This window comes from Cupriavidus sp. MP-37 (genome assembly GCF_020618415.1).
In the GTDB taxonomy this organism is placed as follows: domain Bacteria; phylum Pseudomonadota; class Gammaproteobacteria; order Burkholderiales; family Burkholderiaceae; genus Cupriavidus.
Genome location: NZ_CP085345.1, coordinates 2,000,665 through 2,022,498 on the forward strand (window position 1 = coordinate 2,000,665; position 21,834 = coordinate 2,022,498).

Sequence of the window (21,834 nt, forward strand, 5' to 3'; positions counted from 1 at the left end):
CCAAAAACAAAAGCCCCGCAACGATGCTGCGGGGCTTTTGTGCCGGCTGGCCTTTCAGGCCAGCCCGGGACCTCACCGGTATCAGAGGGCCTGGATCTTGGTGGCTTGCTCGCCCTTCTGGCCCATGGCCTTGACGTAGCGCACCTTCTGGCCTTCCTTCAACGACTTGAAGCCCGAGCCTTCGATGGCGGAGAAGTGCGCGAACAGGTCATTGCCGCCTTCGTCCGGCGTGATGAAGCCGAAGCCCTTGGCGTCGTTGAACCACTTAACGGTACCGGTTTCCATATCTATCTCAACCTTGAATTTCAAAATGAGCGAAAACGCTCGTTATACACCGTGTGCAACGCAACCAGCAGGCCTGTTTTATGTTACCCGCCGGCGCATTCCATATGACTTCGATATGTCGCTGTCGTGACAACCGAAACCGTCACGGAACGACAACACCAAAAGACACACCGAATGGGCGCTGCACAAGTGGGAATCATTCTGCCGAATTTTCCCGGTGTGTCAATCAGGCTAAGCGCCTAATCATGATGAGAGGTTCCGACAGGAGATATTAGCGTTTTCTACTTCGGTACCAGTTCAGTGAATTCCCTGATTTTTTATTGTCCGGTTTACCTGTGCGTGCACCGCCGGCGGGCGCCGTGCCGCCTTGTCGTGCATAATGGCTGCCCGCCTGCCGCAGGGTGGTGCCACCTTTTTTACAAATTTTTACGGCGCGCCTTCTACCGCGTTCGGGTGAGGCCAGCCCGGCGCCGATATTACATTATGCGAATACCACGCAATACCCGTGACGGCGGTCGGGTTGTACGCGTGCATACATGAGTCAATGGCCTGCATGCGGGGCCATACATTCGCGAATGTGCGCAAATCTTTCGTGTTGCCGGAAACCCGGCTGTCCGGAAATCCGGTAACGGACAGCGCCATGATCGGGCTCACCGCTTATGCGAATCCCTCCGCCCTTGGCTGCTGACGCGCCGGTGGCGACGCATCGTCAGCCGGGCAGGGCAGCCGTTAACGTACAAGCTAGGCCAATGTCTCCTTTTCGGGACAATTGTTGACAATACCGCCCCGGCGGCTGCTCTAGCATGCGGTTGCCGGATACCATCGGACGTTTCCGAATTGCCGGTCAGAATCAGACGGACGCGGTCATGAATCGCCTCTAAAATGTCTGGCGCCGAGCACTTCGAGTGCACAAACAACGGGAAGTACACTTGTGAATCGACTGGGGGAAGCGCAAGGCGGGCGGGGTGCCTGGGTGCCCTTTCGTCTGGCATCGCTGGCAGCGCTGGCATGGCCGGGCTGGCTGACGTCGCTGGGGCAGCTGGCGCGGCGCGGGGCGCTGGCGCTGGTCGTCAGTGCGGCCGGCGCCGGGGCGGCACAGCCGGTGCCCGACGCTGCCGCACCCGCTCCGGCGATGCCTTCGATCGCGCTGCACTATGGCGCCAAGCCGCCGGTCGACGCGCTGCAGGCCTTCGATATCGCCGTGGTCGAACCGGACAGCGGCTTTGATCCGCGCCAGGTCGCCACGCCCGCGACCGCCTGGTTTGCCTATGTCAGCGTGGGCGAGGTGCTGGAAAGCCGGCCCTACTTCAAGGACATCCCCAAGAACTGGTTGGTCGGCCGCAACGACGCCTGGAACGCGCCGGTGATCGACCAGGCGGCCGACGGCTGGCCCGCCTTCTATGTCGACAAGGTGATCGCGCCGCTATGGGCGCGGGGTTTCCGCGGCTTCTTCCTCGATACCCTGGACTCGTACCAGCTCGCCGCCAGGACCGACGCCGAGCGCGCGCGCCAGGAAGCCGGCCTGGTGCGCGTGGTGCGCGCGATCAAGGCGCGCTACCCCGACGCCCGGCTGATCTTCAACCGTGGCTTCGAGATCCTGCCGCAGGTGCATGGCCTGGCCTATGCCGTCGCCTTCGAGTCGCTGTTCCGGGGCTGGAACCAGGCGCAGGGCCGCTATGTCGAGGTGCCGCAGGCCGACCGCGACTGGCTGCTGGCGCAGGCGCGTACCATCCGCGAGCAATACCGGCTGCCGGTGGTGTCGATCGACTATTGCCCGCCGGCGGACCGCCGCTGCGCGCGCGAGACCGCGCGGCGCATCCGCGCGCTGGGCATTACGCCCTATGTGGCGGATCCCGGCCTGCAGACGATCGGCATCGGCAAGGTCGAAGTGCTGCCGCGGCGCGTGCTGGTGGTGCAGGAACGCCCGCCCGGCGAGTCGATCGACAATTCGCCGGGCGTGCGCTTTGTCTCGATGCCGCTCAACTACCTGGGCTACCGCGTCGAGTTTGCCGAGACCGGCGACGCGCTGCCGGAGATCGGGCCGGACCGCTACGCCGGCGTGGTGGTGTACCTGGCGGGCAAGGTCAAGGCGCAGCCGGGCCGCTTCCACACCTGGGTACAGGCGCGCATGGCGCAGGGCATGCCGGTGGTGTTCCTGAACGACTTGGGCGTCGACGTCAGCGGCGCGGTGGCGCGCAGCTTTGGCTTGAAGGCGGTCAGGGGCCGCGTCTCGGGCCCGGTCGAGGTGCTGGCCAAGGACCGCATGATGGGTTTCGAGATGCCCTTGGCGCCCGACCGCACCCAGGCCGAAGCGATCCAGGTGCCCGACGGCGACGGCTTCCGCTCGCTGCTGCGCCTGCGCTCCGGCACGCTGACCTATGACGCCGCGGCCATCACGCCGTGGGGCGGCTATGTGCTGGGCCCGTATGCGGTGCGCGAGGACGGCATCGGCACCACCCAGAGCCGCTGGGTGGTGCAGCCGCTGGACTTCCTGCGCGAGGCGCTGCGCCTGCCCGCGATGCCGGTGCCCGACGTCACCACCGAGAACGGCCGGCGCCTGCTGACCATCCATATCGATGGCGACGGCTTTGCCTCGCGTGCCGAGATGCCCGGCGGCGGCTTCTCCGGCGAGGTGCTGTTGCGCGAGATCTTCGACCGCTACCGGCTGCCGATGACCATGTCGGTAATCCAGGGCGAGGTCAGCCGCGACGGCATGTACCCGAAGCTCGCCGCCGAGCTGGAGCCGATCGCACGCAAGATCTTTGCCCAGCCCTATGTCGAAGTGGCCAGCCACACGTTTTCGCACCCGTTCGAATGGGCGCGCACGGTGCCGGGCCAGCCGGGGCGGGGCGGCAACGCCGCCGCGGGCGCGGGCGACGAGGCCTACCACCTCAATATCCCCGGCTACACCATGGACCTGAACCGCGAGATCGGCGGTTCCATCGACTACATCAACCGCACCCTGGCGCCTGCCGGCAAGCCCGTCGGCCTGCTGCTGTGGTCGGGCGACTGCCAGCCGCCGGCCGAGGCGCTGCGCCTGACCGAGCAGGCGCGCGTGCTCAACATGAACGGCGGCGACACGGTGATCACGCGCGGCAATCCCAGCTGGACCGCGATCGCGCCGCTGGGCATCAACAAGCCGGGCGGCACCTTCCAGGTGTTCGCGCCCAACCAGAACGAGAACGTCTACACCAACCTGTGGCATGGCCCGTTCTACGGCTTCGAGCGCGTGATCGAGACCTTCGAGCTGACCGACCGGCCGTATCGCTTCAAGCCCGTGAACATCTACTACCACAGCTACTCGGGCACCAAGGCTGCGTCGCTGAAGGCGCTGCGCAAGGTCTATGACTACGTGCTGGCGCAGCCGCTGCTGCCGCTGCATGCGACCGACTACGTGCGCAAGGTGCTCGACTGGCAGCAGATGGCGGTGGCGCGCGAGGTGGACGATGGCAGTGCGGGCACCGCCACGCAATGGATCGTGCGCGGCGACGGCAACCTGCGCAACCTGCGCTGGAGCGGCGCGGGCCTGCCCGACGTGGCCGCCGCGCACGGCGTGACCGGCACCTCGCCGGCGCCCGGCGGCGGCGTCTACCTGCACCTGGACGGCGGCGACGCGCGCTTCGCCATGCGCGACGCGGTGGCCCCGGCGGCGGCCACGCCGCAGCTGGCGGAAGCCAGCGGCATCGTGCGCGACTGGTCGCAGCGCGACGGCGTCACCCGTTTCGCCTTCAGTGGCTACTACAAGCCGTTTTTCCGCCTGGCCAACGCCGGCCACTGCCGCGTCAGTGTCGATGGCAAGGCGGTACCGGCCGTGCGCGAGCGCAATACGCTGCGCGTCGATACCGCACCCGTGACCGACCCCAATCATGTCAGGCAACAAGTCGAAGTCCGCTGCGCCGGCTGAGCGCGAGCGGCTGCTGCCGCCGACGCTGGTGCTGACGTTTACCGCGATCGTGGGGGTCGGCCTGGCGCTGATGTTCCCGCGCGAGACCCTGCGCGAGCGGTTGCTGGGGCAGGGCCGCACCATCGACGGGCTGACCATGGCCTACCTGGAAGCCTGGTGGAAGGTCACGCCCGACGACCCCGCCTTCATGGGCGTGCTGGCCGAGCAGTACGCGCGCACCGGCCGCCTGGAAGAGGCGCAGGTGATGCTGGAGCGGATGCAGGCGATGCAGGGCACCGACCTGTCGGGCCAGGTGCTGCGCACGCGCATCGAGATCGCGCAGCAGCGCGCCTGGGCCGCGCTGCCGGGAACGGCCGAGCGCGAGCACAACCTGGTGCAGCTGCGCAGCCTGCTGGACCAGGCCGCCGGCCGCCGCTGGAGCCTGGCGGACCTGCAGGCGCTGGCCACGCAGGCGCGCCAGGCCGGCGCGGATGCGGCGATGCGCCGCTTCTATACCGCGCTGGCGAGCCAGGACCGCAACAACGCAGCGTTCTGGACCCGTCAGCTGGCCGAGATGGCGATTGCCGGCGGCGACTACCGCGATGCCGCCAAGGCGCTGTTTGCGCAGCAGGCGGCCGCGACCACGCTGGCCGAGCGGCGCGCGCTGTTCCTGAAGGCGGTGCAGACCCTGCAGTCCGGCAACCTGCTGGACGAGGCGCTGGCGCAGGCCGAGCGCCACGGCGGCGAGCTGCTCGACGACGCCGAGGTGCTGCGCTACCTGACCCGGCTGGCGCTGGCGGCCAACAAGCCGGAGCAGGCCAGCCGCTATGTCGAGCGGCTGCTGAAGGTGTCGGCGCGGCTGCGCGATGCCGGCCATGCGGACCCGGCCGCGCTGGCCGCGCTGGACGCCCCGGCCGCGCACCAGGCCCGGGTGCGGCGCATCGCCGCCGGCCAGCCGTGGCACGACCGCGGCGTGGTGTTTCTCGACGGACCGCGGGGCCTGGCCCTGCGCGAGGCGCTGGCCGCTTCCGGCCAGCTGGGCGTGCGCAGGATCGCGGCACAGCAGGCCGCGGTTCCGCAGCCGGACGACACGAAGTTCAATGCCGACGACTACGAGCTGGCCTATCGCGTGTTCCTGGCGGCGGGCAAGCTCGACCAGGCGCAGCGCGTGGCCGAGACCGCGGTGCGCCGGCTGCCGCACGAGCCGGTCTGGCGCGAGCGGCTGGCGCAGGTGGCCGAATGGAACCGCCAGCCGGCCGTGGCGCTGAAGAGCTGGCTCGACTATGCCCGCGCCACCAACGACGAGCGCGCCTGGGACGCGGTGATGCGGCTCGCGCCGGGGCTGTCCGACGATCGCGCCTACCTGGCCGCGCTGCGCCACCGCGCGGGCGGCTCGGACCTGAAGACGGTGGACGAGGTGGTGGCCGCCTACGAACGGCTGGGCGAGCCGGAAGAGGCCATGCGCTTCCTGGAAGGCCTGAGCCGTGGCCCCAAGGCGCGCGACATCATCGAGCGCCACGCCGCGCTGGCCGAGCGCGCCGGCAAGGACGAGCACGCATTCCAGCTCTATACACAGCTGCAGCAGCGCTTCGGCCCGCGCCCGGCCTATGCGCTCAAGCTGGCCAACCTGCTTTATGTGCGCGGCCGGCTGGTTCAGGCGCTGGACGCGATGCTGCCCGCGCGCGCCGCCGCGGGCCCGCGCGACCTGCTGTTCTGGCGTACCTTCACCGAACTCGCGCGGCTCAACCAGCGCGACGACCTGCTCCAGGACGGCTATCGCCAGCTGATGATGGCGGCGGCGCAGACCCGCGACGAGCACTGCCAGAAGCTGCCCGAGGGCCCGGCGCGCAACGACTGCGTGAACGAAGTCCGGGGCGCGCGCGAGGCGGACTTCTCCAACCTGATCGCCTATTACGACAAGACCCCGATCGACGCCGGCCGCATCGCCGAGGCCGACTGGCGCCGCGGCGCCAGCCCGGCCTCGCTGGAGCTGGCGCTGTACTACTACACGCGCGCCCATGCCTACCGCCGCATCGAGCGGCTGCTGCAGGACATGAGCCCGGAGCAGCGCCGCGCCGCCTGGCAGTCGAGCCGCTTCCTGATGCGGCGCGCCGAGTATTACCGCGTCACGGGCCAGCGCGAGCAGGCCCTGGCCGATCTGCGCCATGCCGCGGGCCTGCCGGACGCCGACAGCGAAACGCTGGCCGCGTTGCTGTGGACGCTGGTCGACCAGGGCAGCGATACCGAGGTGCGCGCGGTGATGCGCCGACTGCAGGATCAGGCCGAGGACAATCCCGACCTGTGGGGCGCCTTCGCCGCCGGCCATATGCGCTTCCACGACGGGCGTGCGGCGCTGCATTACCTGCGCAGGCTCCACGATGGCAACAGCGCCGATCCGCTCTGGCTGAGCCTGCTGGCCGACGCCTATGAAGCCATCGGCCAGACCGACATGGCCTGGCGCGTGCGCCGCCAGGCCTGGATCGACCTGCGGCGAGGCTGGGCCCGGCGCGGCGCGGGCGATGCCCGCATGCGCCCGGATAACAGCGACGGCGACGAGGAGCACGAGAACGCCTCGGGCGCGCCGTCGCGCGCGGACCTGCGCCGCCAGACCGTGGCGCTGGGACAGATCTTCGCCTCGGGCGATGTCTCGCGCGCGCTGGTAATCCAGATGCTGCGCGCCGACCGCGCATCCACGGCGGCGCGCGAACTGAATCCGCGGGCCGCCGGGGCGCGGTCGCAGCTGGGCGAGATCGACGGGCTGCCGCCGCTGCGCGAGCCCGTCCCCGCCGAGGTCGCGCGCGACGCGGCGTGGCGCGAGGCCGCGCTGTCTGCCGCTGGCCGCGATACCGCGCTGGCGTGGGCGATGTCGGCCGAATCGAACGAACTGGCGCGCGCCTGGCTGGCGCGCCAGTACGCCAGCCGGCTGCAGCGCCCGGCGTATGCCGAGGTGGCGATCGCGCTGGACCGGCAGGACCTGAACAGCCTGGACCGCATCCTGGAGCGCCAGGCCGGCCGCGTGCCGGTGGCGAGCCAGATCGAGGCCAACCAGCGGCTGGACCGCCTTGGCGCGGCGCAGACGCTGGCCTTCGAGACCCAGCAGCGGGCCCGCTCCGATGACGCCTTGCAGGAAACCCTGCGCGAAACGCTGCTGTTCAATGCCCAGGCGATCGAGCCGCGCGTGCGCTTCCTGCACCAGAAGCCGCTCGAGTTCACCGAAGGCAGCCTGGCCGGGGGCGTGCGGCTGTGGGACGGCTATGACCTGAACCTGCGCGGCACCTGGCGCGACCAGCGCAGCACCGACCCACAACAGCTCGCCAATGTGCCGTCGTCGGACCGGCGCGCCGACCTGTCGCTGGGCTATCGCGATAACCAGCAGCGCTGGCGCGCCACCGCGGGCTACCGCGAGGGCCTCGACACCATGGCCACGGCGCGCTTCTTCGGCGAGTGGAACCAGCAGGGACGGTTGCAGTTCAGCACGCTGGCCGGGCTCAACCAGCCGGCCGACGAGTCCGCGCCGCTGCGCGTGGGCGGGGCCAAGGACGTGCTGGGGCTGGGCGCGACGTGGCGCTTCAGCCTGCGCGAGTTCGTCGGCGCGCGCATCGAGTACAGCCGCTTCCGCGGCCAGGACCGCAGCACGCTGGGCCACGGCATGGTCTATGACGTCGAGGCCGGCTACAAGATCCGCACCGCGTATCCGGACTACACCGTGCGCGTGGTCGCGACGCATGCCAGCTACAGCACGCAGGGCGGCAGCCTGACGCCGCGCCAGGCCGCGCTGGTGCCGGCCGGCACCGCGGCGACGCCGGCGTTCTACATGCCGCAGGGCTTCACGCAGGCCGGCGTGCTGTTCGGCTTCGGCACCGAGCTGCTGGATGAATACACCCGCAAGTGGCGGCCGTTCGGCGAAATCGGGTTGTTGCACGATACCCGTGCGCGGCAGAACTTCCGCCTGCAGGGTGGCGTGGCGGCATCGGTGTTCGGCAACGACCACCTGGCGCTCTATGTCTCGCACGAGACCGCGGCGCGCAACGGCGGACGGCCGATGACGGAACTGGGATTGCGCTACCGCTGGCTGTATTGAGCGGGGCAGGTAGCGGTGGGGCATTGACACGACATGGCAATACGGAAAAAGGGGATGAGCATGAACAAGCAAACGGACATGACGGGCAGGGCGGTGGCAATGCGGCTGGCCGCATGGTGCGGCGCGCTGGGCGCGGCGCTGTGGCTGGCGGGTTGCGCGGTGACCGACGTCGGCCGCGCGCCGGCGCTGGCGCGCGGCGAAACCATCGCGGTGCTGCCGATCGTCAACTACACCGAGACGCCGCAGGCCGGCCTGCGCGCCGAAGCGATTGCCGAAAGCCTGCTGAAGACCGGCGGCGTGGCCAGCCTGAAACGCTATCCGGCCGCGCTCAACCCGGAAACGCTGTTCGAGCCGGCCGAGCGCGAGGCGGTGGGCAAGGCGCTGGAATGGGCGCGTGCCGAGAAGGCCCGCTATGCGCTGACCGGCGCGGTGCAGGAATGGCGCTACAAGGTGGGTGTGGACGGCGAGCCGGCGGTCGGCATCTCGCTGCAGCTGCTCGACGTGAACAGCGGCGAAGTGGTCTGGTCCGCCACCGGCAGCGACAGCGGCTGGAGCCGCGCCTCGTTGTCGGGCACCGCGCAGAAGCTGCTGCGCCGGCTGCTGGCGCCGCTGATGCAGGGCTGAGCCGGCGTGGCGAGCATCGGCACGACGCCGCGCCAGCGCGGCGATGGATGGGTTGAAGCAAGGGGATGAGCGTGGCCAAGACGGCTGACAACACCTATCGCGCGCGGCAGGGGCAGGGCATCGGCCTGGGCGGGCGCTATGCGCGCCTGCTGGCACCCGCGGTCACCGGGCCCGCCGCCGTGGTGGAACTGGTAGTGGCAATGCTGGCCGCGCTGGGGCTGGCGTGGCTGGTGCTGCCACAGAACCCGTTGCTGCTGGGCATGGGCTTTCCGTGGGCCTGGCTGCTGCCGGTGATCCTGGCGCTGCGCTACGGCACGCTGATCGGCGTGGGCAGCGTGCTGATGCTGCTGGGCGCGTGGTACCTGTACCACCAGACCGGCGTGATGCCCGGCCCGTTCCCGCGCCTGTTCTTCCTCGGCGGCCTGTTGCTGGTGCTGGTGGCCGGGCAGTTCGGCGATATCTGGGGCACGCGCCTGGCGCGCGCCCGCGCCGTCAACCGCTACCTGGACGAACGCCTGGCGGCGTTGACAAAGAACCACTACCTGCTGCGCATCTCGCACGCGCGGCTGGAAAACGACCTGCTGGCGCGGCCCACCACGCTGCGCGACACCCTGGCGCAGCTGCGCGGCGTGGCGCTGGATGAAGCGGCGCGCGGCGGCCACGTGCTGGCCGGCGCGCAGCCGGTGCTGCAGGTGGTGGCGCAGGCCTGCCAGGTGGAGGCGGCCGCGCTCTATGCCTGCGATGGCGAGCGCGTCGCCGCCGAGCCCGCGGCCAGCATCGGCCCCGCGTTCCCGCTCGACACCGCCGATCCGCTGGTGCGCCACTGCCTGGACACGCGCCAGCTGGCGCACCTGCGCGCCGACGGCCTGCAGCACGACGCCCGCACGCGCTACGTGGCGGTGGCGCCGGTGCTGGCGGGCTCCGACCACCTGATCGGCCTGCTGGTGGTGGAGCGCATGCCGTTCCTGTCGCTGAACTATGAAAACCTGCAGATGCTGATGGTGCTGCTGGGCTACTACGCCGACGGCGTCGAGCACGCCGGCGCCACCCACAGCATCCGAGCGGCGCTGCCGGCGTGCCCGTATCCGTTCGCGCTGGACTATGCGCGCCTGGCGCGCCTGCAGCGCGAGACCGGCATCGACAGCTCGGTGGTGGCGCTGGTGTTCGACACCGATCCCGAGCGCGATGCGCTGTTCGAGCAGGTGGTGCGCAGCCGGCGCGCGCTGGACGTGGCCTGGCCGCTGGTCAACCCGCACCACCGCGCCATGCTGACGCTGATGCCGCTGTCCGATGCGCAGGCCGTGGCGGCCTACCTTGTGCGCATCGAAGACATGCTGCGCGCGCAGTTCGGCACCGATTTCACCAGTGCCGGCATCGGCGTCTACACGCTGGCGGTGCCGGCGACCGGCGCGGAAGAGGCGCTGGTCAGGCTGCTGCGCCGGGCCCAGGTGGATGGCACGGCGGCGCGGTCCGCGCCGGCGGCCGGGGAAGCGCCCCATGTTTAAGCTCGGCGCCGGCGGCCTGGCCGCCCAGATCGCCGCGCTGGCGCTGCTGGCGCGCGCCGGCAACAGCACCGCGCTGCTGCTGGCGTTCCTCGGCATGCAGGCCGTGGCCGCCGCGCTGACGGCGCTGCTGCTGTGGCGCCTGCTGCCGCGGCGCCTGCGTGTGCCGTTCGCGTGGAGCTATGGCTTCCTGGCGCTGTTCTGCTTCTTCGTGCCGCTCGGCGGCGCGCTGGTCTGCGTGGGCAGCTACCTGCTGTCGAAGCTGTTCCGGCGCCGCGTCGATACCAGCGGCATCGGCACCGTGGGCCTGCCCGAGTTTGTCACGCACCTGATGTCGCGCGTCACGCACGGCGGCGGCGCGCGCCTGCGGGCGCAGCTGGGCAATGCCCGCGCGCCGCTGCCGGAGCGCATGACCGCGCTGGTGGCGATGCAGTCGATGCCGGCGCGCACCGTCAGCCCGGTGCTGCGCGAACTGCTGGCCGACAGCGCCGACGATATCCGGCTGCTGGCCTATGGCATGCTCGACGGCGCCGAGAAGCAGCTGACCCAGCAGATCCTGGCGGAGCTGCCGCGGCTGGAAACGGCCTACAGCCCGGGCGAGCGCGCCGAGATCAGCAAGCGCCTGGCCGACCTGTACTGGGAACTGATCTACCAGAACCTGGTGCAGGGCGATGTCTACCGCTATACCGCCAGCCAGGTCGAGCGCTACGCCAGCGCGGCGCTGTCGCATGACGACAGCATTGCCTCGCTGTGGTACATGCGCGGGCGCCTGGCGCTGGCGCGCAACGCCCCGCGCGAGGCGCGCGCCTGGCTGCAGCGCGCCGAAGCGCTCGGCTTCGCGCGCGAGCGCGTCGTGCCGCACCTGGCCGAGGCCGCCTACCTGGAACGCGACTACGCCGCGGTGCGCCAGCTGATGGCATCGTTCGACAGCCCTTCGCCGCTCCCGCTGGTGCGGCCCCTGCTGCGGTACTGGCAATCATGAGCGAGATCCTGTTGAAAGCGGCGTCGGCCGACGTCATGCTGCTGCTCGAGGGCACCTTCCCCTACGTGAGCGGCGGCGTGTCGAGCTGGGTCAACCAGATGATCCGCGCGTTTCCGCAGCTGCGCTTCGGCATCGTCTTCATCGGCAGCCGGCGCGAGGACTACGGCGACATGGCCTACCAGCTGCCGGCCAACGTGGTGCACCTGGAAACGCACTACCTCTATGACTTCCCGCCGCCGCCGCTGGCGCAGGCCCGCGGCGGCGACGCGAAGGCCTTCGATGCGGCCGACCGCCTGCACGACCTGCTGCGCGAACCGGGCCGCGAGGCCGAGGCCGGCGCGATGATCCGCGAACTGATGCCGGCGCTGCGCGCGGGCGGCGCGCTCGGCGAGGACGCGTTCCTGTACAGCCGCCGTGCCTGGCAGACCATCACCGACCAGTACCGGCGCTTCTGCACCGACCCGTCGTTCACCGATTACTTCTGGACCGTGCGCATCATGCACAAGCCGCTGTGGCAGCTGGTGCGGATTGCCGACGGGCTGATCCCGGCGCGCGTCTACCACACCGTTTCCACCGGCTATGCGGGCTTCCTCGGCGCGCTGCTGCGCCACCGCAACCAGCGCCCGCTGCTGGTGTCGGAGCATGGCATCTATACCAAGGAACGCAAGATCGACCTGTTCCAGAGCCAGTGGATCCGCGACAACCGCAATGTGTTCGAGCGCGACATCTCCCAGATCAGCTACTTCCGCGAGCTGTGGGTGCGCTTTTTCGAAACCCTGGGCCGGGTCTGCTACGACGCCGGCGACGACATCGTCGCGCTGTACGAGGGCAACCGCCGCCGCCAGGTGCAGGACGGCGCGCCCGAGGCGCGCACGCGCAGCATCCCCAACGGCATCGACCTGCCGCGCCTGGCGCCGCTGCGCGCGCAGCGCCCGCCCGGGGTGCCGCCGGTGCTGTGCCTGATCGGCCGGGTGGTGCCGATCAAGGACGTCAAGACCTTTATCCGCGCGATGCTGACGGTGGTGCGCGAGTATCCCGAGGCCGAAGGCTGGATCGCCGGCCCGGAGGACGAAGACCCGGAATACGCGCGCGAATGCCGCAGCCTGGCCGAAAGCCTGGGCCTGGGCAAGAAGGTGAAATTCCTGGGCTTCCAGCGCATCGACGCGCTGCTGCCGCAGGTCGGCGTGCTGGTGCTCAGTTCGATCAGCGAGGCGCTGCCGCTGGTGGTGCTGGAAGGCTTTGCCGCCGGCGTGCCGTGCGTGACCACCGACGTCGGCTCGTGCCGCGAGCTGCTGTTCGGCCTGCCCGGCGAGGACGCCGCACTGGGCCCGGCCGGCGAGGTGGTGCGCATTGCCGACCCCGCCGCGCTGGCCGCGGCCGCGCTCGGGCTGCTGCGCGACCCGGTGCGCTGGCAGGCGGCGCAGGCCGCCGGCGTGGCGCGCGTGGAGCGCTACTACACGCAGGAGCGCATGGTGGGCAGTTACCGCGAACTGTATCAACGGCTGATGGCGCAGGCCGATGCCACCGGGCCTGGCGGATCGGCCCGGCCCGGCGGCAAGCCCGCGCGCTGCCCTGTCCACGGAGGAGCCTGAGCATGGCGGGCATTGGCTTCGAGCTGCGCAAGATGCTGCGGCGGGACAACCTGTCCGGCATGCTGAGCGCCTATGCGTATGCCGGCATCATCAGCTCCGGGCCGTGGATCCTGTCGATCGTCGGCATCCTGCTGATCGGCATGCTGAGCCTGCCGTTCGTGGTGCCGGGGACGCTGATCACGCAGTTCCAGGTCTCGGTGACCTACCTGATCGCGGGCAGCCTGATCCTGACCGGGCCGATGCAGCTGTCGTTCACGCGCTTTACCTCCGACCGGCTGTTCGAGAAGCGCGACCACCTGATCCTCAGCAACTACCACGCGGTCGCGCTATTGGCCACGGTGCTGTCGGGCGGCATCGGCGTGGCGTGCGCGGTGTTCAGCTTCGGCGCGCAGTCCGTGCTGTACCGGCTGCTGATGGTGGCGGGCTTCGTGGTGCTGAGCAATATCTGGATCGCGGCGATCTTCCTGTCGAGCATGAAGCAGTACAAGGCCATCGTATGGACCTTCCTGCTGGGCTACGCGGTCTCGGTGGCGGCCGCGCTGGCGCTGCGCGGCTACGGCATGGAAGGGCTGCTGGGCGGGTTTGCCGCGGGCCAGCTGTGCCTGCTGACCGGCATGGTGACGCTGATCTACCGCAACTACACCAGCCGCCAGTTCATCTCGTTCGAGGTGTTCCAGCGCCGCTATGCCTACCCCAGCCTGGTGGCGATCGGCCTGCTCTACAACCTTGGCATCTGGATCGACAAGTTCATGTTCTGGTACGCGCCGTCCACCGGCCACCAGGTAATCGGGCCGCTGCACGCGTCGATCATCTACGACATCCCGGTGTTCCTGGCCTACCTGGCGATCATTCCCGGCATGGCGGTGTTCCTGGTGCGCATCGAGACCGATTTCGTCGAATACTACGACGCGTTCTACGATGCGGTGCGCGGCGGCAGCTCGCTGGAGCATATCGAGGACATGCGCAACACCATGGTCCAGACCATCCGGCTGGGGCTGTACGAGATCGTCAAGGTGCAGGCCATCGCCGCGCTGCTGCTGTTCGCGGTGGGCACGTGGGTGCTGCGGCTGCTGGGCATTTCCGAGCTGTACCTGCCGCTGCTGTACGTCGACGTGATCGGCGCCAGCCTGCAGGTGGTGCTGCTGGGCGTGCTCAACATCTACTTCTACCTGGACCGGCGCCGCGAGGTGCTGCTGCTGACCGCGCTGTTCGTGGTGCTGAACTTCGCGCTGACGCTGGTGACGCTGCAGCTGGGGCCGGCCTGGTACGGCTACGGCTTCGCGGTGTCGCTGCTGGTGGTGGTGGCACTGGCGCTGGCCTTGCTGGACCACAAGCTGGAGCGGCTGGAGTACGAGACCTATATGCTGCAATAGCGCAATAGCGTCCGGGAGCACGCCGGCGCACCCCCCGTCGGGGCGTCTCGACGGAATGGGCCGCGATTGGGTAACATTGCGGCAGCCGGCGGGCTTCGGCCTGGCTCGCCGGTTCAGATCGACGGCCGCGCCCCCTTGCCAGGGTGAATATAAAGAATGACTTGCCGGCCGAGCCGTCGACACGCCGTGGCAGAGACCGCAGTTGCAGTCGGAAGCTGGCAGAAGGGTGTAGAGGTATGCGAATTGCATCCGTGGAGGATGATCCGGATCAGGCCGAGCTGATCCGGCAGATTTTGAGCGAAGCCGGTTTCGAATGCGAATCCTTCGCCAACGGCGCCGACTTGCTGCGCGCACTGCGCGAGCGCGCCTACGACCTGCTGCTGGTCGACTGGCAGTTGCCGGGCACCAGCGGCTATGAACTGGTCAGCTGGGTGCGGCAGAAATCCGGCAACATGCCGCCGATCCTGTTCGTCACCAGCCGCACCGCCGAGTCCGATATCGTCGACGGCCTGACGGTAGGCGCCGACGACTACATGCTCAAGCCCATCCGCGCCGGCGAGCTGGTCGCGCGCGTGCGCTCGCTGCTGCGCCGCGCCTACCCCGAGGCCGCGCAGGAGGTCGAGCTGATCCGGCGCGGCAACTACACCGTCGATACCCACGCGCGCACCATCGCCGTCGGCGGCGAAGCCGCGGTGCTGTCGCCGCGCGAATATGAGCTGGCCCTGTTCCTGTTCCGCAATACCGGGCGCCTGCTGGCGCGCGAGGTGGTGGAGCAGGCGGTGTGGGGCCGTGCCATGGGCGCGGGTTCGCGCACGCTGGATACGCATATCTCGCGGCTGCGGCTGAAGCTGGCGCTGCGTCCCGAGAACGGTGTGCGGCTGACCTCGGTGTATTCGCATGGCTATCGTTTCGAAGAAGTTTCCGCGGCCGAAGCGCAGGCGGACGATGCCGGCGATGCCAGCGATGAGTAAGGCGGCGGTGCGCAAGGCGGTACGCGCTGTCGCGCTGGCCCTGCCGGCGCTGCTCGGTGGCATGGTGGCACCCGCGCAAGCCGGGCCCGCGGGCGCGCAGGGCGCCGACTTTATCTACGTGGTGGAACCGGGCGATACGCTGATCGGGCTGGCCTCGCGCTACATGGCATCCGAGCAGGGCTGGCGCACGCTGCAGCGCCTGAACGGCGTGGCCGATCCCTACCGGCTGGTGCCGGGATCGCGCGTGCGCATCCCGCTGAGCCAGATCCCGGAACAGGCTGCGTCCGCGCGCGTGGTCTACGTCAGCGGCGAAGTCCGCGCCAATGGCCGGCCGGTGCAGGTCGGCATGACCCTGGACGAGGCCGCGCGCATCGAGACCCCGGCCGGCGGTTCAGCCACGCTCGAGTTGCCGGACCGCACCCGCGTCACCTTGCCGCCCGCGACCACCGTGGCGGTGAGCCGGCTGCGCACCTTCACGCGCAGCGGCCTGGTCGACACCGTGATCCGTATCGACAAGGGCGCGGCCGAGACCCGCGTGGCGCCCGAGGGCGGAGGGGTCGGCCGCTTCGAGATGCATACGCCGATGATGGTGACCGGCGTGCGCGGCACCCGCTACCGGGTCTCCGCCGACGCGGATGGCAGCCGCAGCGAGGTGCTGCAGGGCCGTGTCGGCGTCAGCGCCGCGCGCGCGCGCCCCGCACCGGCGCCGGAGCGCGCCATGACCGCGGCGGCGTCGCTCGATGCCGGCTATGGCATCGGCGTGTCGGCCGGCGGCAAGCTGTCGCAGCCGGTGCCGCTGCTGCCGGCGCCGGCCTTGCTGCCGCCCGCTGAAACCGTGCTGGGGCCGTCGTTCGAGGCGGCCTGGCAACCGGTGCCGGACGCCGTGGGCTACCGCGTGCGGGTGGCGCGCGATGCGGCGCTGAGCGAGCTGGTCTGGAGCGGCACCGCCAGCGGCGCCGATGCCGCCCGGATGCGGGTCGACGGCCTGCCGGAAGGCAGGCTGTACCTGAGCGTCAGCGCCATCGACAAGCACCAGCTGACCGGCCACGACGCCCAGGCTCCGGTCTCGGTGCGGCTGAACCCGCCGGCACCGTTCACGCAGCAGCCCGCCGCGGATGCGGTGCGCTATGCCGATGCCGTGAGCTTCGAATGGGCCACCGTGCCGAGCGCGGCCAGCTATGAGCTGGCGCTGGCCACCGATGCCGCCTTTACCCACGATGCCGCCGTCCACGCCGCCGCCGCTTCGCCCGCCGCGCAGGCGCTGGCGCCGGGCCGCTGGTGGTGGCGCGTGCGCAGCGTCGATGCGGCCGGCCTGCCGGGGCCGTGGTCGGACGCGGTGCCGTTCCGCGTCGAGCCCAAGCCGCCGGTGCCAACCCTGCAGGACGACGGCGGCCCGCTGCACATCGGCTGGCCCGATGGCGGTGGCGGCCCCGGCTACCGGGTGCAGCTGGCGGCCGATGCGGGCTTCGCCACGCTGCTGGCGGACGAGCACACCGTCGCCAACGCCATCGACCTGCCGCGCCCCGCGCCGGGCGTCTATTTCATCCGGGTGGCGCGCGCCGCGCCCGGCGTGGCACCGGACCCGGCCGCGTTCTCGGCGCCGCAACGTATTGAAGTCATCGCCATGCTGCGCGATGGGCAGGGCGGCGCAATCGGCTCGGGCGACCGGCCGGACGGCGGTGGCCGCATCCGGCTCCACTGACGCCCCCGGCCCGCCGGGCGCGCGCGCTGAGCAGCGTGCGGGGGGGCGTGCGGCGGGGCGTCCATTCGGCCGGCGCACCCTGGTCGAATGGTGCCTGCTGGCCGCCGCGGTGCTGGCGCTGGTGATGCTGGCGGCGCGCCAGGGCTGGACCGAACGCGCCGACCTGGCCGCCTACGACATCGCCATCGGCGCCCAGCATCATCCCGCCCGCGACGACATCGTCATCGTCGGCATCGACGACGCCAGCATCACCGCGATCGGCCGCTGGCCGTGGCGGCGCGCGGTGCTGGCGCAACTGCTCGAACGCATCGCCGCCGGCGGCCCGCGCGTGATCGGCGTCGACGTGATCCTGTCCGAGCGCGATACCCGCTATCCGCACGACGACGCCATGCTGGCGCGCAGCATGGCGCTGGCCGGCAACGTGGTGCTGCCGGTGCTGGCTGAGCCCGGCCCCGCCGGCATGCTGGTGCGCTACCCGCTGGCCGGGCTGGGCGCCGCCGTCGGCCATATCAACATGGTGGTCGATACCGACGGGGTGGCGCGCCAGGTCTACCTGCGCGAAGGCCCGCACCCGGTCGCCGCCGCCGGCGTGCCGCACCTGGCCGCGGTGATGGCGGGCTTCGGCCGCGCGGGCGGGCTGCCCGTGGGCGTGCGCCACGAGCCGGCCGTGGTCACCGAAGCCAATGGCTGGGAGCGCAGCGGCCGCCTGCGCATTCCGTACGCCGGCCCGCCCGGCACCTTTGCCCGCGTGTCGGTGCGCGACGTGCTGGAGGGCCGTGTCGAGCCGGACATCTTTGCCGGCAAGGCGGTGCTGATCGGCGCGCTCGCCACCGGCATGGGCGACGTGCTGCCGACGCCGGTCTCGCGCGATGGCCGCGGCATGAGCGGCGTCGAGATCCTGGCCAACACCGTGCAGGCCGTGACCGACGGCGATGCCATTGTCGCGGTAGCGCCGGCGTGGCAGGCCGGCGGCACGCTGCTGGCGGTGCTGCTGGCCGCGCTGGCGGCGCTGCGGCTGCCGCCGCGCGGCGCGCTGGTCGCCACCGGGCTGCTGCTGGCAGGCCTGCTGCTGGGCTCGCTGGCGCTGCTGGCGTTGGCGCGGCTATGGTTTGCCCCGGCCGCCGCGGTGCTGGGCTGCGTGCTGTTCTATCCGCTGTGGAGCTGGCTGCGCCAGGAAGCGGCGCTGCGCTTCCTCAGCGACGAGCTGGCGCGGCTGGAGCGCGAGCCCGGCGTGATGCCCGCGCCGCGCCACACCGGCGCCACCCTGGACAGCCGCATGCGCGCCGTCTACGGCGTGAGCGCGCAGTTGCGCGGGCTGCGGCGCTTCCTCTCCGACGGGCTCGAAAGCCTTCCTGACGCCACCGCCATCTGCGACCTGGACGGCGGCGTGCTGCTGGCCAACCGCCGCTGCACGGCGCTGGCGCCGGGGGTGCTGGCGCACGGGTCGCCGCGCGTCCCGGAAGGGCCGGCGCAGCCGGGCCTGCCGCGTCCCGGCATCCGCGCGCTGATCGAGGCGGTGTGCCCGGCGCCGGCACCGGCGCTGGCCTACTGGCAGGCGCTGCATGACCGCTACGCCGGCGCGCCCGCGGCGCGCACGCCAGTGCCCGTGCCCGAGGGCGGCATCGAAGTGGCCGGGCGCGGCGACCGCCGCTACCTGCTGCATGGCGCGCCGCTGCATGGCGAATCGGGCGCCGTGGCGGGCCTGATCGTCAGCGTGATCGACATCACCGCGATCCGCCTGGCGGAGCGCCAGCGCGAGCAGATGCTGCGCTTCCTGTCGCACGACATGCGCTCGCCGCAGGCGTCGATCCTGGCGCTGATCGAACTGGAAGAGCGCCGCGCGCATCATGCTGGCACCAGCACCGGCGATGCGGCCGCGGACAGCGGCGTGCTGGCCCGCATCGCCGCGCACGCGCGCCGCACCCTGACGCTGGCCGACGATTTCATCAGCGTGGCGCGCGCGGAGTCGAAGGCGCTGGCGTTCATGGAAGTGGAGCTCGGCGGACTGGTGCTCGACGCCACCGACCAGTTGTGGGCGCTGGCCAAGGCACGCGAGGTGTCCTTGCAGATCGACCTGCCCGACGACCCCGCGGTGCTGCAGGGCGAACCCGCATTGCTGGTGCGCGCCATCGCCAACCTGGTCAGCAATGCGATCAAGTTCAGCCCGGCGGGCGGCACCGTGACGGTCGCGCTGACGCGCGAGGCGGAGTGCTTCGTGGTGGCCGTGCAGGACCATGGGCCGGGCATTGCCGAGGCCGACCAGGCCCGGCTGTTCGAGCCGTTTGCGCGGCTGCATGAAGGCCAGCAGGGCGCGCCGGAAGGTACCGGCCTGGGCCTGGTGCTGGTGCGCGCCGTGGCCGAGCGGCATGGCGGCCGGGCCAGCGTGCGCAGCCAGGCCGGCATGGGTGCCGAATTCCGCATCGAGCTGCCCGCGCCGCCCGCCCCGCCTACCCCGCCTACCCCGCCCACTTCGCCATGACGCGTGTGCTGCCCGTGACGCGTCCAGGGGCCCAGTCTGTTACGGCCGCCGACACAATTGTTGGCAGTCGCAAACGGGGGATTTGCGTAGCATCGGAGCACCGCTGGAGCCGCATCCGGTGGTCTTCACGCCCACGCCAGCTCCCCCAATGTCGTAACTGGCGTGGGCGGCTTTTTTCGCCCCCGGGCGCGGAATCAGGCGGGAAACGTCAGGGTAAAGCGCGTCTTGCCGGCTGCTGACGCCACCGCGACTGCACCGCCATGCGCGGCGACGATGGCCTGTGTGATCGCCAGCCCCAGCCCCAGTCCCGCGCCGTCGGACTCGGGCCGCGCGCGCGACTTGTCGGCGCGGAAGAAGCGGTCGAACAGCACGGGCAGCAACTCCGGCCGGATGGTCTCGCCTTCGTTCTCGACCACCACCTGCACCGCGTCGGCAGCGGGCGTGATCTCCACCACGATGGCTTTGCCCGCGGGCGTATGCCGCAGTGCATTCGACAGCAGGTTGCTCAGCGCGCGCCGCAGCATCAGCCGGTCGCCGGTGATGCGGCCGCGGCCGCGCAGCGCAAGCCGCACGCCCTTGTCCTCGGCGAGCGCATCGTAGAAGTCGAACAGCGCCGCGACTTCATCCGCCACCTCGATCGGTTCCGCGTTAGGCAGCGTGATGCCGTGCTCGGTCTTGGCCAGGTACAGCATGTCCGACACCATGCGCGACAGCCGCTGCAGTTCTTCCACGTTCGAGGCCAGCACGTCGCGGTAGCGCGCCGCATCGCGCGGCTGCGACAGCACCACCTGGGTCTGCGTCATCAGGTTGGTGATCGGCGTGCGCAGCTCGTGCGCGAGGTCGGACGAGAATTCCGACAGGCGCGCGAAGTCGCGCTGCAGGCGCTCCAGCATCGCGTTGAGCGTGGCCGCCAGGTCCGCCATCTCCACCGGCACGGCGTCGACCGGCATGCGCTCGTCCAGCTTGTGCGCGGTGACGATGCGCGCGCGCGAGGCCATGGTGCGCAGGGGCGACAGTCCCCGGCGCGCCGCCCACCAGCCCAGCAGCCCGCTCGCCAGCGCCGCCAGCGTGCCGTAGAAGGCCAGCGTGTTGCGGAACGCGTGCAGGAAGTGGTCATGCAGCGCCGTGTCCATGCCGACCAGCACCTGCAGCGCGCCCGGCTGGCCGCCGGCGGGCGCCGCCGCCAGCTGCGCGCGCAGGCCGCGGTAGGTCTGGCCCTGCTGTTCCCAGGCAAAGGCGTCGTTTCCTGCCGGCGCCTGCGCGGCGGCGGCCAGCGCCGGGCGGAAATCGAAATCGCGCGTGGCATACAGGCGCTTGCCATCGGCGCCACGCACTTCGGCGACGAAGCCGGCATGGTGTTCCAGCGCCGGCCCCAGCCGTTGCGGCAGCGACGCCGCCGGGCCGTCGGCGGCGATCTTTTCGATCAGCCGCACGTTGTCGCCCAGCACGGCGTAGTCCTCGTCGGCGAAATGATCGTCAATAGCCAGCCAGATCAGCACGCCCAGGCCCAGCAGCACCGCCGCCGACGACAGCGAGAACAGGATGGTGAGCCGTGCCGTCAGTGACAGGCGGGGCTTCATGCGGGCTGGCCGTCGTTTGCCGGCGGCGCGTCTGCTTCGTCGGCGGCTTCGGGCGCCTCCAGCACATAGCCCATGCCGCGCACGGTCTGGATCAGCCTGGCGTCGAAGCCGTCGTCGATCTTGGCGCGCAGGCGCCGGATGGCGACATCGATGACATTGCTGTCGCTGTCGAAGTTCATGTCCCACACCTGCGAGGCGATCAGCGAGCGCGGCAGCACCTCGCCGCGGCGGCGCGCCAGCAGTTCCAGCAGCGCGAACTCCTTGCTGGTCAGCGTGATGCGGCGCCCGGCGCGCGTGGCGCGGCGGCGGGTCAGGTCCAGCACCAGGTCGGCCACCTGGATGCGGTCCAGCGTCATCTGCGCGGTGCCGCGGCGCAGCAGCGTGCGCACGCGCGCCAGCAGCTCGGAGAAGGCGAACGGCTTGACCAGGTAGTCGTCGGCGCCCAGTTCCAGGCCCTTGACGCGGTCTGCCACGCTGTCGCGCGCGGTCAGGAACAGCACCGGCACGGGGTTCTGGCCCGCGCGCAGCGCCTGCACGATGCGCCAGCCGTCCACGTCCGGCAGCATCACGTCGAGGATGACCAGGTCGTAGGGCTCGGTCATGGCCAGGTGCTGGCCGTCCAGCCCGTTGCGCACCAGGTCGACGACGAAGCCCGCCTCGGTCAGCCCCTGGCGCAGGTATTCGCCGGTCTTGGACTCGTCCTCCACCACAAGCAGTTTCATCAGTACGTTCCTTACGCGATCGGCCGGGCCGATTGCTCTTCATGACGGCCAGGCAACT

At 70.7% G+C, this 21,834-nt stretch carries 13 protein-coding genes; 10 read left to right on the top strand and 3 right to left on the bottom strand.

What is annotated here, in order from left to right; all coding sequences use genetic code 11:
* Positions 1 to 81: 81 nt before the first annotated feature.
* Positions 82 to 285: a cold-shock protein gene (locus LIN44_RS25440; RefSeq protein WP_012356773.1), complete on the bottom strand. Its 204-nt coding sequence runs from the start codon at positions 283 to 285 to the stop codon at positions 82 to 84.
* A 1,132-nt stretch (positions 286 to 1,417) separates the two neighbouring features.
* On the opposite strand from LIN44_RS25440, the gene LIN44_RS25445 reads away from it, so the two are divergent.
* From LIN44_RS25445 to LIN44_RS25490, 10 genes are all read left to right on the top strand, one after another.
* Positions 1,418 to 4,189: a bifunctional glycoside hydrolase 114/ polysaccharide deacetylase family protein gene (locus tag LIN44_RS25445; protein WP_227316422.1), complete on the top strand. Its 2,772-nt coding sequence runs from the start codon at positions 1,418 to 1,420 to the stop codon at positions 4,187 to 4,189.
* Positions 4,152 to 8,249, top strand: coding sequence for a tetratricopeptide repeat protein (locus LIN44_RS25450; RefSeq protein ID WP_227315020.1), 4,098 nt, complete (start codon positions 4,152 to 4,154; stop codon positions 8,247 to 8,249). The genes LIN44_RS25445 and LIN44_RS25450 overlap by 38 nt, the downstream gene beginning before the upstream one ends.
* Positions 8,250 to 8,327: 78 nt before the next feature.
* Entirely contained in the window at positions 8,328 to 8,873 is a 546-nt protein-coding gene (locus tag LIN44_RS25455; protein WP_370641754.1) for a penicillin-binding protein activator LpoB, read from the top strand.
* A gap of 65 nt (positions 8,874 to 8,938) precedes the next feature.
* On the top strand, positions 8,939 to 10,378 hold the full coding sequence (locus LIN44_RS25460; protein ID WP_227315022.1) for a PelD GGDEF domain-containing protein: 1,440 nt from the start codon (positions 8,939 to 8,941) through the stop codon (positions 10,376 to 10,378).
* Positions 10,371 to 11,357, top strand: coding sequence for a lipopolysaccharide N-acetylglucosaminyl transferase (locus tag LIN44_RS25465; protein WP_227315023.1), 987 nt, complete (start codon positions 10,371 to 10,373; stop codon positions 11,355 to 11,357). Before LIN44_RS25460 ends, LIN44_RS25465 begins: the two co-directional genes overlap by 8 nt.
* A complete protein-coding gene (gene pelF, locus LIN44_RS25470; RefSeq protein WP_227315024.1) occupies positions 11,354 to 12,949 on the top strand; it encodes a GT4 family glycosyltransferase PelF in 1,596 nt (531 codons plus the stop codon). The genes LIN44_RS25465 and pelF overlap by 4 nt, the downstream gene beginning before the upstream one ends.
* A gap of 2 nt (positions 12,950 to 12,951) precedes the next feature.
* A complete protein-coding gene (gene pelG, locus LIN44_RS25475; protein WP_227315025.1) occupies positions 12,952 to 14,322 on the top strand; it encodes an exopolysaccharide Pel transporter PelG in 1,371 nt (456 codons plus the stop codon).
* A gap of 236 nt (positions 14,323 to 14,558) precedes the next feature.
* Positions 14,559 to 15,293, top strand: a complete 735-nt coding sequence (locus LIN44_RS25480; protein ID WP_227315026.1) for a response regulator transcription factor — start codon at positions 14,559 to 14,561, stop codon at positions 15,291 to 15,293.
* A complete protein-coding gene (locus LIN44_RS25485) occupies positions 15,286 to 16,995 on the top strand; it encodes a FecR domain-containing protein (protein ID WP_370641755.1) in 1,710 nt (569 codons plus the stop codon). Before LIN44_RS25480 ends, LIN44_RS25485 begins: the two co-directional genes overlap by 8 nt.
* Positions 16,973 to 19,474: a CHASE2 domain-containing protein gene (locus LIN44_RS25490; RefSeq protein ID WP_227315027.1), complete on the top strand. Its 2,502-nt coding sequence runs from the start codon at positions 16,973 to 16,975 to the stop codon at positions 19,472 to 19,474. The genes LIN44_RS25485 and LIN44_RS25490 overlap by 23 nt, the downstream gene beginning before the upstream one ends.
* A gap of 194 nt (positions 19,475 to 19,668) precedes the next feature.
* Here LIN44_RS25490 and LIN44_RS25495 read toward each other — a convergent pair whose 3' ends face one another.
* Positions 19,669 to 21,054, bottom strand: coding sequence for a heavy metal sensor histidine kinase (locus tag LIN44_RS25495; RefSeq protein WP_227315028.1), 1,386 nt, complete (start codon positions 21,052 to 21,054; stop codon positions 19,669 to 19,671).
* Complete coding sequence (locus LIN44_RS25500) at positions 21,051 to 21,776, bottom strand: heavy metal response regulator transcription factor (protein WP_227315029.1); 726 nt, start codon at positions 21,774 to 21,776, stop codon at positions 21,051 to 21,053. Before LIN44_RS25500 ends, LIN44_RS25495 begins: the two co-directional genes overlap by 4 nt.
* Positions 21,777 to 21,834 lie beyond the last annotated feature (58 nt).